Source organism: Nostoc sp., assembly GCF_036917435.1.
Taxonomy (GTDB): domain Bacteria; phylum Cyanobacteriota; class Cyanobacteriia; order Cyanobacteriales; family Nostocaceae; genus Nostoc.
Map to the genome: position 1 here is coordinate 16,071 of NZ_JBALDM010000026.1, position 11,259 is coordinate 27,329.

Annotated in this window: 19 protein-coding genes; 8 read left to right on the forward strand and 11 right to left on the reverse strand. The window is 40.6% G+C overall.

Going from position 1 to position 11,259, the window contains the following annotated elements:
- Positions 1–110 precede the first annotated feature (110 nt).
- Together V7K98_RS10700 and V7K98_RS10705 are read right to left on the reverse strand one after the other, a co-directional pair.
- Positions 111–317 (reverse strand): type II toxin-antitoxin system HicB family antitoxin, encoded by a 207-nt coding sequence (locus V7K98_RS10700; RefSeq protein ID WP_335021506.1) that lies wholly within the window; start codon positions 315–317, stop codon positions 111–113.
- 262 nt (positions 318–579) lie between these two features.
- A complete protein-coding gene (locus tag V7K98_RS10705) occupies positions 580–702 on the reverse strand; it encodes a hypothetical protein (protein WP_335021508.1) in 123 nt (40 codons plus the stop codon).
- 60 nt (positions 703–762) lie between these two features.
- Here V7K98_RS10705 and V7K98_RS10710 point away from each other — a divergent pair, with 60 nt between their 5' ends.
- The 4 genes from V7K98_RS10710 to V7K98_RS10725 all read left to right on the forward strand — a co-directional run bounded on the left by V7K98_RS10710 (position 763) and on the right by V7K98_RS10725 (position 2,767).
- The gene (locus V7K98_RS10710) at positions 763–1,008 is read left to right on the forward strand and encodes a UPF0175 family protein (RefSeq protein ID WP_335021510.1); all 246 of its coding nucleotides are present in this window, start codon (positions 763–765) and stop codon (positions 1,006–1,008) included.
- Entirely contained in the window at positions 1,005–1,499 is a 495-nt protein-coding gene (locus V7K98_RS10715; RefSeq protein WP_335021512.1) for a DUF3368 domain-containing protein, read from the forward strand. The genes V7K98_RS10710 and V7K98_RS10715 overlap by 4 nt, the downstream gene beginning before the upstream one ends.
- A gap of 197 nt (positions 1,500–1,696) precedes the next feature.
- Positions 1,697–2,206 (forward strand): hypothetical protein, encoded by a 510-nt coding sequence (locus tag V7K98_RS10720; RefSeq protein WP_335021514.1) that lies wholly within the window; start codon positions 1,697–1,699, stop codon positions 2,204–2,206.
- Between the two features lie 63 nt (positions 2,207–2,269).
- The gene (locus V7K98_RS10725) at positions 2,270–2,767 is read left to right on the forward strand and encodes a hypothetical protein (protein ID WP_335021516.1); all 498 of its coding nucleotides are present in this window, start codon (positions 2,270–2,272) and stop codon (positions 2,765–2,767) included.
- A gap of 392 nt (positions 2,768–3,159) precedes the next feature.
- Here V7K98_RS10725 and V7K98_RS10730 read toward each other — a convergent pair whose 3' ends face one another.
- The 6 genes from V7K98_RS10730 to uvrB all read right to left on the reverse strand — a co-directional run bounded on the left by V7K98_RS10730 (position 3,160) and on the right by uvrB (position 7,181).
- Positions 3,160–3,705 carry a hypothetical protein gene (locus V7K98_RS10730; RefSeq protein ID WP_335021518.1) on the reverse strand — a complete coding sequence of 182 codons (546 nt, stop codon included), beginning with the start codon at positions 3,703–3,705 and terminating at the stop codon, positions 3,160–3,162.
- A 21-nt stretch (positions 3,706–3,726) separates the two neighbouring features.
- The gene (locus tag V7K98_RS10735) at positions 3,727–3,879 is read right to left on the reverse strand and encodes a hypothetical protein (protein WP_335021520.1); all 153 of its coding nucleotides are present in this window, start codon (positions 3,877–3,879) and stop codon (positions 3,727–3,729) included.
- Positions 3,876–4,106 carry a hypothetical protein gene (locus V7K98_RS10740; protein WP_335021522.1) on the reverse strand — a complete coding sequence of 77 codons (231 nt, stop codon included), beginning with the start codon at positions 4,104–4,106 and terminating at the stop codon, positions 3,876–3,878. The genes V7K98_RS10735 and V7K98_RS10740 overlap by 4 nt, the downstream gene beginning before the upstream one ends.
- Positions 4,107–4,345: 239 nt before the next feature.
- Positions 4,346–4,693, reverse strand: coding sequence for a DUF5615 family PIN-like protein (locus V7K98_RS10745; RefSeq protein ID WP_335021524.1), 348 nt, complete (start codon positions 4,691–4,693; stop codon positions 4,346–4,348).
- Positions 4,683–5,066, reverse strand: a complete 384-nt coding sequence (locus V7K98_RS10750; RefSeq protein ID WP_335021526.1) for a hypothetical protein — start codon at positions 5,064–5,066, stop codon at positions 4,683–4,685. Before V7K98_RS10750 ends, V7K98_RS10745 begins: the two co-directional genes overlap by 11 nt.
- Positions 5,067–5,183: 117 nt before the next feature.
- Positions 5,184–7,181 (reverse strand): excinuclease ABC subunit UvrB, encoded by a 1,998-nt coding sequence (gene uvrB, locus V7K98_RS10755; RefSeq protein WP_335021528.1) that lies wholly within the window; start codon positions 7,179–7,181, stop codon positions 5,184–5,186.
- A 253-nt stretch (positions 7,182–7,434) separates the two neighbouring features.
- Between uvrB and V7K98_RS10760 the strand changes: the two genes are divergently transcribed.
- The 3 genes from V7K98_RS10760 (at position 7,435) to V7K98_RS10770 (ending at position 9,557) form a co-directional block, all read left to right on the forward strand.
- A complete protein-coding gene (locus V7K98_RS10760) occupies positions 7,435–7,878 on the forward strand; it encodes a hypothetical protein (protein ID WP_335021530.1) in 444 nt (147 codons plus the stop codon).
- Positions 7,879–8,228: 350 nt separating this feature from the next.
- Positions 8,229–8,411 carry a CsbD family protein gene (locus tag V7K98_RS10765; RefSeq protein ID WP_265270000.1) on the forward strand — a complete coding sequence of 61 codons (183 nt, stop codon included), beginning with the start codon at positions 8,229–8,231 and terminating at the stop codon, positions 8,409–8,411.
- A 507-nt stretch (positions 8,412–8,918) separates the two neighbouring features.
- On the forward strand, positions 8,919–9,557 hold the full coding sequence (locus V7K98_RS10770) for a histidine phosphatase family protein (protein ID WP_335021532.1): 639 nt from the start codon (positions 8,919–8,921) through the stop codon (positions 9,555–9,557).
- Between the two features lie 34 nt (positions 9,558–9,591).
- Here the strand turns inward: V7K98_RS10770 and V7K98_RS10775 are convergent, their stop codons facing one another.
- Both V7K98_RS10775 and V7K98_RS10780 read right to left on the reverse strand, forming a co-directional pair.
- Positions 9,592–10,050: a hypothetical protein gene (locus V7K98_RS10775; protein ID WP_335021533.1), complete on the reverse strand. Its 459-nt coding sequence runs from the start codon at positions 10,048–10,050 to the stop codon at positions 9,592–9,594.
- A 46-nt stretch (positions 10,051–10,096) separates the two neighbouring features.
- Positions 10,097–10,369 carry a hypothetical protein gene (locus V7K98_RS10780; protein ID WP_335021535.1) on the reverse strand — a complete coding sequence of 91 codons (273 nt, stop codon included), beginning with the start codon at positions 10,367–10,369 and terminating at the stop codon, positions 10,097–10,099.
- 162 nt (positions 10,370–10,531) lie between these two features.
- Between V7K98_RS10780 and V7K98_RS10785 the strand changes: the two genes are divergently transcribed.
- Complete coding sequence (locus V7K98_RS10785) at positions 10,532–10,684, forward strand: hypothetical protein (protein ID WP_335021536.1); 153 nt, start codon at positions 10,532–10,534, stop codon at positions 10,682–10,684.
- Positions 10,685–10,740: 56 nt separating this feature from the next.
- On the opposite strand, the gene V7K98_RS10790 is transcribed toward V7K98_RS10785, so the two are convergent.
- Positions 10,741–11,259, reverse strand: a 519-nt coding sequence (locus V7K98_RS10790; RefSeq protein ID WP_335021538.1) for a tetratricopeptide repeat protein, incomplete at its 5' end; no start/stop codon positions are given.

Sequence of the window (11,259 nt, forward strand, 5' to 3'; positions counted from 1 at the left end):
CCACCATTTTATCTTGCAGATGCTTTTTGGCGATCGCCTCACCCAGTTCAACCCTATAGCAATGCAATAAATTCTTCTACGCTTAAATCAGCATCCCGTCGGTAGTTTGCTCACACGAGTACCAGAAACGTTTCAAAGTTATCTTCTGGAACAGGTAAGCCATCTTCCTCCAACGCAGCGATGTAACCTGCGATCGCTTCTTTTATATTAGAAAGGGCTTCCTGTTTAGTCTTACCTTGGCTAAGACAACCTTTTAGGCTGGGGCACTCTACAATCCAATAACCATCTTCATCTCGATAGACAATTACCTGTCTCATATTCTAGTTGATAACAAAAAATGTGTATAACTGCTCTTCATTTTAGCAAGTAAGCCTTTTAAATCTGCCTTCTATTGTGCATTTCAACCTCAAACTGTAGATTCCTAGGCGCATCTATCTATCTATCTATCGTTATCACTCATCTATTCAATTATCAGTGGCTTCGGTTTCAAACTGCACTTGTCGGTACAAATGGGCGGTGGCCTGTCGTAGACATCGCTATTTCCACATCTACCAAATTACGACCCTGGTCAATTTTATCTCACAGGTGCTTTCTAGCGATCGCCTCTGGCAGAAAACTTTCCGGTTGTGTTCTAGCTAGTAACCTTAAATTCTCACTAATATATGTTCCGTCTGCACCAACGCAGTGTTTGACTGCTGCCACTACTATGCAGAATCGTTTATCTTTAAATCAGGATAATCTAATTTTCTCCGGCAGAATCCAATGAGCGTTGTAATTCCTGATGACATCCTCCAATCAACTAAGATGACTGAGGATGAATTAAGGCTCGAAATCGCCATCATGTTGTACAAACAGGAAAAAATTAGTAGTGGTAAAGCCCGTACTTGGACTGGGCTAACAGTGATTGAGTTTCAACACGAATTGGCAAAACGGGGACTTTGTATCAACTACGATGTCGAAGATTTGCAGACAGATATTAAGACCTTGCAATCAATGGGTTTACTGTGATTATTGTTAGTGATACTTCCCCGATCACAAACCTCGCAGCTATTGATCAGTTACACCTGTTGCAGCAACTTTATGGAAGCATCGTTATCCCTCTAGCGGTTTATAACGAAATGGTTGCAGCAGGAAAGGTTGTTCCTGGCGCAGTCGAAGTACAGACATTATCCTGGATTCAAACTGAAACAGTTGTTGATACTCAAAAAGTCATAGACATTCAAACAAACCAAAACAATATTGATTTGGGTGAAGCTGAAGCAATTATTTTGGCACTGGAACTGAAAGCAGATTTACTCTTGATGGATGAACGTCGTGGCAGAGCTTTAGCAACAAACTACGGACTTAAGGTAACTGGACTATTAGGTGTTTTATTGCAAGCTAAACACAAGAGTTTTATTCCTGCCATTAAGCCCCTAATGGATCAGTTGATGGAGCAAGCAGACTTTCGGGTGAGTAATCAGTTGTATGCTACTGTTCTTCAGAATGCAGGTGAATAAATTAGACTTTATAAACATCCTCAGAACTAATCTGATTTTGAATCTGAAACTGTTACTTCGATAGGTTTTTTGGGAAGTCTACAAATATGGCTCTTGAGATTTCCCAGTCAACTGAGAAATCTAGAGAGATATGCGATCGCATATTTCAGTAAAGCAGGTCGATTATGCACTTTAAGCAAAACATCGGAAATTAGATCATGCAAATTATCACAAACTTTCCCAGTTTAATCGACCGATGGCTTCGCTATAAATTCCAAACAATCCTAGTTGTATGTTTTTTACTTTGGACACCGCTTCTAGTAATAGAAACTTTGCAGATTCAACACTCTTGCCATCCCATGATTAACTGGTCTGGTACACTCCCAGCAGAGTGCCAATCTAAAGCGCCACCTAATTCTAATTCATCTAAAAAACCTGAAACTCGGCGCGATCGCTCTCAAGAACAAAAACAAACAGCAAAAAACGATCGTAGTCCATTACCTAAACCCTCGCCTACTCCTCAACCTCAAACACCTGGCATATCTCCACTACCTCAATCGCCAGAGAGAGAAGATGTTCTCAAGATAGTAAAAGAGCATCCAGAGATCACAGGCGGTGTTATTGGAATTGGAGTTGCAACTCTTGTGGCTATTATTGGCGGTGTTCCTCTAGCTGCCGCCGTAGTAGTTGGTGCAGCAGTCTGGCTTGCAATTAAGACAACGCCTTAGTAACACTATCTTAATTTCCAACTTTGTCGAATATTTCACGAAATAAAGGAGTAATCAACCAAAATGCAACCTTCTAACAAACCCCAACAATCTTCCAACGTTGTGCAATCCTCCTCCAATAATCCCCAAGTCGTTCCAGGTTCAGATGGACAAATACAATCTCATCCCAATCCTATAGAAACTCCAGCAGTTTCCTTAAAACTTCACGGTTCAGGATTTTCACTACACCTGAATAAATGGGTTGTTTTAGGAGTTTTAGGAGTTGCAATGCTTGCCACATTCTTTCTGATAACGAAAGGAAGTGAATTTTGCTTATTCAGCACTTGTATACCACCAATTGATTCGACCAACTCAATTGCTATGAACTTTTGGGGATTTGCAGGAGGAACAGCAGTACTCGTAATTTTAACCACTTTTTTCGGTGTTTCATTAATGCCTGCTGTTGCCGCTTCCTTTGCGGTTTGGTTTCTCAAAAGCTTGAGCGTCAGGAAAGCGATACATATAGTCAAGATGACCAAATCGGTGTTGATATTCCTCGGTAGTTTTCCATCCGTAATGTAAGCGCGGCTGCTCTTTTGAATACCCTTTACCCGCCTGTTTGGAAAAGAAAAAAACAAACTCTGTCCCTTCAAGTAGAGGAATATGCTTATACCAACTGTGTGCCCAGCAAATGTGTTGAGCAAATTCTTCATATTGCTCCTTGGTTGGCAATGGCAACTCGCTTTGCATTTTGACTATCTCAATACGTTGTGCTGGACACTCATGGATAACTTTCGATCGCTATTTTAATTTAGGGGAATATTGGTGAGCATAAGATTCACGTTAACGTCCTAGCATTTTATCTCGCAGATGCTTAATGCGATCGCGAAAGCTTGTCATTAACGGCTCAAATCAGCGACGACAAGCAACCTCGAACTCAGCATCAGCGCCTTGTTGTGTTGATGTTTGTCAGCCTACGACGAGTTGTTTGCATCGCTAATGAGTTTGGCTATCTCTTGCTCGATGACCGCTTGAGTGACACCGTGTTTCTCGCTCCATGCACGAACAGTTTCTGTTATTTGTGCATCAAGTTCGGCAAACTGGTCTACAACTTCTTGTAGCTCTTTCATCATCATCTGGCGACCTTTTTGAGTCATAAAATGCCCAGCCCTATCCCAAAAATAATGATGGGCAAGCCAATTACGCTTATTCAGTGCATCTGCTAACTTTTGGTCAAAGTCAGCAGGAACAACAGCAGCCTTGCGGAGAGTAGTGATAAGTCCACCAAACGTCTTTTTGAACTCGCCTTGCAGCATCGCATCGTAATCCGTGCGAGTCATTTTCTGGATGCCGGGGCCATGCACTGTGGTTAGCAGAATACCAATTTCCCGTTCAACGCATTGAGCTTGATAAACAGCAAGACCAAAAAGTGCGTAAACGTCTCGAATTTGTTCGTTTTCGTTTAAGTGTTCCATTCGCTTCTTGATGTTAGCTTCTTGCCAAGCCGCGTGCAACAACACAACTATCTTAGGCTGCTGACATTACAAGCGCTGAAGCAACTCGTCATACTCTGCATGTGCGCCAATCCAGAACCAGTAAATGTGATCATCCTGCAACAAGCCAAGAACGCGGTAGTCTAAACTAATACGTTCATCAAGTTTCTTGCGAAATACCTTCGTAACACTTGACTTCATTGCTCAGAGGGAAAAACGTCAGCTAAAGGAGTGATGTCACCAGCAGCAATTTCCTGCCGTACCATATCAGCTAGACGATCCCACTGAGTATCTGTTGTAGATTCAAACTGAGCCTTCCATCTTTGCTCATCCTCTATCTCAGCAAGGAGACGAGCAGCGATCGCATTCTGTTCAGCAACAGGTAAAGTTTTCAGTTGCGCGATCGCACGCTCAAGTAACTCAGTCATGGCTACCACACTCTTAAAACGTAAATGGCATCTTATCCATTATCGCTTCTGGTTAGCAAGTTGAACGCTAATTAGGTGAATATTCATGAGCATAAGATTTACTTTAATGTCCTAGCATTTTATCTCGCAGATGTTTAATGCGATCGCCTTCTAGACTTTTCGCAATAATTCCCGAATAGCGATCGCTTTGACTTCGCGATCGTATTTCAGACTGGAATCAGCTATTTCAATCAGTTAGACTAATAACTCCACTGATTGAGAATAACAAACTGATTTTCAAGTGGATATTCTGCTGTCTCCAAATTTGCTATCGCCTGAACAATTGACTGATAGATCATGTTTTTAGCAGCGTCAGAATCCTGATAAACTGCTAAAATCCCTGAATGTGTTGGGTTTACTTGATGCAACTCATGAAAGTCATTGCAGTTACGTGTGAGTAACACACGCTGTTCAAGTCTTGCGTAGTCTAACACAACTGAATCTGAACGATTCATTAAACCTGCTAAATTAACTGTGACGACATCATGTCCTGCTGCTTGAAGAAGATTGACTAAATATTTTGCTTGAGAGTCCTCATCAAGCAGCATTCGTAGACTCAAATGGGACTCCTTTTTCTTCCAAGCGATAGCGTTCTTCCTGTGCTTCTAATTTCAGCAGTTCTTGGTGACTCTCACAGTAACGAATCACCTCGTATATTGCAGATAGAGGTAAATCCCAATTTTCGGCTGCTTGCTCTGGCGACATTTGATTAGCAATCATGTCATACCTAACCGTTGAGGCTAGTAGTTTATGCCCTTTAATGTAGAGTTGTTTACGCCAAGGATGAGGACGAGCAACCAGATATTGCCAGTTTTCAATCAAGGACGTGTCTTGCAAAGATTGAATTACAGCGCTGATAAGGGCGAGGCGATCGCTCACAGAGAGCTTGTAGGCTTGTTCTTTTAGCTCTTGCAAAAACATAGATCAAGCATCCAACAGAGCTTAACATTTCAATTTTAGTACAGGGGTTGGGTTTTAAGGGACTTTTGCAAGCAGTCTACACTAATTAGGCGAATATTGGTCAGCATCAGATTCACGTTAACGTCCCAACATTTTATCTCGCAGATGTTTAATGCGATCGCGCAATTTACCCGCCTCTTCAAATTCCAGTTTCTTCGCCGCTTCTTTCATCTGCGCTTCTAACAGAGTAATCAACCCTGGAATCTGTTCTAATGGCAGTTCATCTATATGTTCATCTACAACTTTCAAGTCAGTTGCATTTAACCGCCGAGATACATCTAAAAAAGACAAAATCGCATTACTTGATTTTTTTACAATCGATTGCGGTGTAATCCCATGCAGTCGATTATGTGCGGTTTGAATACCACGCCGTCTATCTGTTTCATCAATAGCTTTAATCATGCTACCTGTCATATTATCGGCATACAAAATCGCTTGTCCTTGGACGTGACGCGCGGCTCTACCAATAGTTTGAATTAAGGAGCGCTCTGTTCTCAAAAAACCTTCTTTATCTGCATCCATAATTGCTACTAAGGAAACTTCGGGTAAATCCAAGCCTTCCCGCAGCAAGTTCACACCAACCAAAACATCAAATTTTCCCTCGCGCAAGTTCTGCAAAATCTCAATGCGCTCAATAGAAGTAATCTCGGAATGTAAATACCGTACCCTGATACTGCGGTCTTGCAAATATTCGGTTAAATCTTCCGCCATCCGTTTGGTTAATGTGGTAATTAACACTCGTTCATGGCGATCGGCTCTATCTTTAATTTCTCCCAACAAATCATCAATTTGTCCTTCTGTAGGACGCACAGAAATTTCTGGATCAACTACTCCAGTTGGTCGAATTACTTGCTCAACTACATGGTCTTCAGAAACTTCTATTTCCCAATTTCCCGGAGTGGCGGAAACAAAAATACACTGATTCACCTTTTGCCAGAATTCCTCGGCTTTCAAAGGACGATTATCAGCAGCACTCGGAAGTCGAAATCCATGTTCAATTAAAACTTTTTTTCTCGCTTGATCGCCGTTATACATACCACGAATTTGTGGCACTGTAACGTGAGATTCATCAATAACTAATAGCCAATCTTTAGGAAAATAATCAATTAAACATTCTGGTGATTCTCCGGCTTGTCTTCCTGCTAAGTGACGGGAATAGTTTTCAACGCCGTTGCAGTAACCTACCTCGCGGAGCATTTCTAGGTCATAGCGTGTACGTTGATCTATGCGTTGCGCTTCTAATAATTTCCCAGCTTGTTCTAAGTCTAATTTCTGCTGTTTTAATTCTGCGGCAATGTCGTGACAAGCTCCTTCTAAGCGTTCTTCTGGTGTGACAAAGTGACGCGCAGGGTAGACATTCACCGCTTCCAAACTCTTGAGAATTTCCCCTGTCACCGGATCGATGTAGCGAATTGCATCAATCTCATCACCAAAGAATTCGACGCGAATAATTCGGTCTTCATAAGCTGGGCCAATTTCTAAGACATCGCCACGGACGCGAAACTTGCCTCGCCCCATTTCTATGTCGTTGCGGCTATATTGAACATTTGCCAAATCTCGTAAAATTTGGCGCTGATTTACTTCCATACCTATCTGGAGGGGGATGGCAGCTTTTAGATATTCTGCTGGCATTCCTAAACCGTAGATGCAACTGATGGAAGCAACAACAATGACATCACGACGTTCAAAAAGCGATCGCGTCGCTGAATGCCGCAACATATCTATTTCATCATTAATCGCCGCCGTTTTTTCAATATAAGTATCGGTAACGGGAATATACGCTTCTGGCTGATAATAATCGTAGTAGCTGACAAAATACTCGACTGCGTTGTTGGGAAAGAAATCTCGCAACTCGTTACAAAGCTGTGCAGCGAGGGTTTTGTTATGCGCGAGAACTAAAGTAGGCTTGCCAATTTTCTCAATAACTGCTGCTACCGAAAATGTCTTACCAGTTCCAGTGGCTCCTAGTAAAGTTTGATAACGGTTGCCTGATTGAATACTAGCAGTTAGTTGTGCGATCGCTTGTGGTTGATCGCCTGTGGGACTAAAGGGAGCTTGAAGACAAAATTCTGTCATACAGTTTTGCTGAAAATACCCTATCTCATGGTGACGATTCCGCCCTGTATCCATTCTAGCTGGCTTATTAGACCAAATAAATAGTAATAATTTTTTACAAAAGTTATTAATTAAAGTTTACTTATGTATCAGTTTTAAAGATTCTTATATCTATATGAGGTTTTTTAAGGTTAAACTCTAATGTATATGGGAAAAAATTTCATCTTTCCTTAATTATTGTAAAATTCAATTAACAAACCAGAGGTCTTCGTTTATGACTATTAGCAACACTGGCAAAGCAAGCAGTTCTCGGCAAAATGCCAAGTCTAAAGAGGAAGTTGAAAATCAACAAGACCAGAGCTTGAATGCTGATAAAGTCAAGGAAGAACTGCCAGTGGGAGCATCTGGGACACTAGCTATTTCTGGAATTCGTCCCATAGGCGCTAGCGACTTAGAAGTTGCTGAACACCTCTCAATTGCTGGGGTGCGTCCCATTAGCACCAGTACTTTGGAAGTAGTTGAAACCTATAACTCAATGGGTATTCGTCCAATTGGTGCTAATACATTTCAAGTCGTTGAAAGTATCAACCTTTCTGGGATTCGTCCAATTGGCTCAAGTTTATTGGTAATTGATGAAAGCTATTCCACCTTCGGTAATCGTCCTATAGCATCAAATGAGATTGACAATTCTGAAAGCCTCATGGGTTTTCTAGATTAGACAACAAATATACCCATAAATTTATTAACCCAGCTTCTCTAAGAAACTGGGTTTTTTAGTTAAAAAGTCAAAAGTATAAATTACAATATTGGCACTTTTTCTATGCCTTTTAGCATAGGGAACTAAACTCTTATTACTTTATTTTGTATTCAACCAACAGCCAGAATCCTTACTACAATTAGCTTTCATAATTACGAATTACGAATTACGAATTACGAATTATTTAATATGTCTTGTGGTGGAAGGCTTTAGCAAAAACTTTAAGTTACTCTGTAAAAGTAATCACAAAAAAGATTTCAAAGCTACAAAATAACTTTGAAATAGATTCTTCATTAAATCAGGAGTACAAAATGAGTATAGAAGATCGCGCAAAGGCAGCTGCTAAAAATGTTGAAGGTAAAGCCCAAGAAGCATTAGGCAATATCACTGGAGATCCAGAAGATAAAGCTAAAGGTAAAGCAAAGCAAGCTGAAAGCGAAGTACGTCATGGAATTGAAGACGTGAAAGATAATGTCAAGAAAAGCATTGACTAAAAATTCATAGTTTTTTTGCAGAAACTCTAGGGATATAAATGGGGTGGATTCCATTTTTGCAAGAAACTATGAATTGTTCAAAATTCAATGTCATAAACCTTTCTGATGTTCTAAGCAGGCATTGAGAGATAAGGGTTTAGCTGAATTTACAAGATTCCTGTAGAGACGTAATCTATTACGTCTCTACATCAAATAATCAAGTTCTACAATTAGAGGAATAATATTAATGAATTCCAATTTTATAAATACAAATAAATAATTTTAAGTTTGGAGGATGAGTAAGAGATTAGGTGGGTATTACCCACCTTTATTTTTTGCTTATCAAAATCAGCCAAATTGCGATCGCTATTTGGCAATGTCTCCGATGGGGCTAACGGCGGCAACTTTCCCCTGAAAATTATTCAAAATATCAGAAAATTGTAGTAATATACCACAGGCATTAACTATATTCAGCTACATCTGATTGTTAGCGCCCTTAAATTTACAATTCATGACAATATATTTATTGTGAGCCTAACTCTTTATTTCCTCCGTCACGGACAGACAGAATGCAGTCGCAATAATTCCTTTTGCGGTTCCATAGACTCAGAACTTACGCCAGAGGGCTTGGATATGGCAAAGGCTTTTGCTGACGCATATAGTTCTATGGATTGGACAGCAATATTTTGTAGTCCAATGCGGCGAACTGTATTGACAGCAAAACCCTTATGTGAAGCAATAAAGATAGAACCACAACTTAGAGATGGTTTAAAAGAAATCAACTATGGTAAGTGGGAAGGAAAAACCCCAGAAGTAATTAGTCGTGAATATCACGATGATTATATTCGCTGGTCAGCAGACCCGGCTTGGAATGCTCCAACTGGTGGAGAAATGGCAGTTACAATTGCTTCTCGCGCCTTGCAGGTAATTGAAGAAATCAAGCAAAATTATAGTAGTGGCAATGTTTTAGTTGTTGCACACAAAGCAACTATTAGAATTCTTCTGTGTAGTTTTTTGGGGATTGATGTGGGACGTTTCCGTTTTCGTTTGGGATGTCCTGTGGCTTCAGTCAGTATTGTAGAATTTACCTCACACGGGCCGTTGTTAAAGGTTTTGGCAGATCGTAATCATTTGGATGAACGATTACGAAATTTACCGGGGACGTGAGGGGAGACGCGAAAAATCTTTGTCTGTATAGGAGTTAGGAATTATTATTTTTACCTTGCTCTGCTTCGCTATCTGGTGCAGTGTATTTGCAGAAAACATTTATTCCAATTTTCAAAATATATAATACGACAATTGTTGCGATCGCACCATCAATCGGAATTCCATGTGCAGCAGCAACAATCACCAGTGAACCAATGATACTATTGAGCAGAGAAGAACTACCAGGGTTATTAGTGTACTCTTTAATTTTGCCCCGTAAACCATCATCACCACAGATTTCGGCGCGAATTTCATTGAGGGTGAGTTGCAAGAGAGATTTTTTACCTTTACTATAATCTGTTTTGCCGACTTTCTCTTGCCAAAGTGCATCAAAACTCGCTTCTAGATTACCGTTGTGTTGTTGCAGGGTAGTAAGCGCTTGTTGGGCTGGGGTGTCGTTTGCGAGAAGTTGCTGAAATTCTTGGATTTCGACAGGGGTTAATTGGGCATTCATATATATTTGACTTAATTATTTATGATGTTGGTATCTAACAAGATTTTCACAGATTATGTTTCTCCTTTAAAGCTTCCCATCTGGCTTGGTGTGGGTCAAAATCAGAAGGCGTAGGTTGTGTTTTTTCAAACCAGCATTGCAAAGCTTTGATTTTTGTTTGTCTCTTCGGCTTATCTGGCTGTGACTCAGTAGAAGTTTCCAAGGATGGAACTGGCTGCAAAATAATCACTTCCACTTTACCAGGAGTAATATTCAGAGGTTCGTCAATAATTAAATGACCTGATTCATCAATTGTGGCGTTGAGCTTGTAGGCTTGCATACTTTTGCCCTTTTTGTTTCTAGGATAGAACACTGCTGCTATCAATATTGCAAAAATGTTGCGTAGGTGTAGCCCGTCGTAGACATTGCACTTCCAAATGACTAGCTTGTAGTGATCAAAGCGATCGCTTTGGTTATGAAAATGATCACTTTGGTTATGAAAATGAGCATTTTGTTAATGAAAATGAGCATTTTGTTTATGAAAACGATCGCTTTGTTAATGAAAATGAGCATTTTGTTAATGAAAACGATCGCTTTGGTTATGAAAATGAGCATTTTTGTGGCAAACGCTTATGCGATCGCTAACAACACTTAAACAAAACTTATGGTGCTGCGAGATCCCCGACTTCTTCAAGAAGTCGGGGATCTGAATCAACCTAGCTCATCCCGCACTGCCCAAATTGCCTCGCGTACCTCTCCCGCGCACTCTTCACCCGTTGCCTCGCGCCAAATAACTTGAAACTGGCTTTCGCCTAACTGCTGGAGCATACGCCCTAAATCATTGATACGATAACCAATCAAATCTTGATTATGCTCTAAGTCAATATCTAAAACACGAATGTAAATTTGCAAAGCCTCAGCGTAATTTTCTTGAGCTTCTAAAACCCTTCCCCACTTACCCAATGTTTGTGAAGCCCAATACCAATCGCGGAATTGCTCATAAATTTCCCAGGTTTTTTGATAATAGTTAATTGCCACATCAAATTGCCGTTGCTCTTTGGCTACCATGCCCAATTGGTGATAGTCACCAGCAGCACTGTAGAAATCCCCAGCATCTTCATATATCTTCAGCGCCTTGTTGTAGTAATCAACAGCCACATCAAACTGCCGTTGCTCTTGGGCTACCGTGCCCAGTTGGTGATATTCTCTAGCAGCACTGTAGAAATCCCC

Excerpts from the sequence above, each read along its gene's own strand:
- V7K98_RS10700 (WP_335021506.1), bottom strand. The coding sequence starts at position 317 with ATGAGACAGGTAATTGTCTATCGAGATGAAGATGGTTATTGGATTGTA.
- V7K98_RS10710 (WP_335021510.1), top strand. The coding sequence starts at position 763 with ATGAGCGTTGTAATTCCTGATGACATCCTCCAATCAACTAAGATGACT.
- V7K98_RS10720 (WP_335021514.1), top strand. The coding sequence starts at position 1,697 with ATGCAAATTATCACAAACTTTCCCAGTTTAATCGACCGATGGCTTCGC.
- V7K98_RS10725 (WP_335021516.1), top strand. The coding sequence starts at position 2,270 with ATGCAACCTTCTAACAAACCCCAACAATCTTCCAACGTTGTGCAATCC.
- V7K98_RS10735 (WP_335021520.1), bottom strand. The coding sequence starts at position 3,879 with ATGAAGTCAAGTGTTACGAAGGTATTTCGCAAGAAACTTGATGAACGT.
- V7K98_RS10740 (WP_335021522.1), bottom strand. The coding sequence starts at position 4,106 with ATGACTGAGTTACTTGAGCGTGCGATCGCGCAACTGAAAACTTTACCT.
- V7K98_RS10745 (WP_335021524.1), bottom strand. The coding sequence starts at position 4,693 with ATGCTGCTTGATGAGGACTCTCAAGCAAAATATTTAGTCAATCTTCTT.
- V7K98_RS10750 (WP_335021526.1), bottom strand. The coding sequence starts at position 5,066 with ATGTTTTTGCAAGAGCTAAAAGAACAAGCCTACAAGCTCTCTGTGAGC.
- uvrB (WP_335021528.1), bottom strand. The coding sequence starts at position 7,181 with ATGACAGAATTTTGTCTTCAAGCTCCCTTTAGTCCCACAGGCGATCAA.
- V7K98_RS10760 (WP_335021530.1), top strand. The coding sequence starts at position 7,435 with ATGACTATTAGCAACACTGGCAAAGCAAGCAGTTCTCGGCAAAATGCC.
- V7K98_RS10765 (WP_265270000.1), top strand. The coding sequence starts at position 8,229 with ATGAGTATAGAAGATCGCGCAAAGGCAGCTGCTAAAAATGTTGAAGGT.
- V7K98_RS10775 (WP_335021533.1), bottom strand. The coding sequence starts at position 10,050 with ATGAATGCCCAATTAACCCCTGTCGAAATCCAAGAATTTCAGCAACTT.
- V7K98_RS10780 (WP_335021535.1), bottom strand. The coding sequence starts at position 10,369 with ATGCAAGCCTACAAGCTCAACGCCACAATTGATGAATCAGGTCATTTA.
- V7K98_RS10785 (WP_335021536.1), top strand. The coding sequence starts at position 10,532 with ATGAGCATTTTGTTAATGAAAATGAGCATTTTGTTTATGAAAACGATC.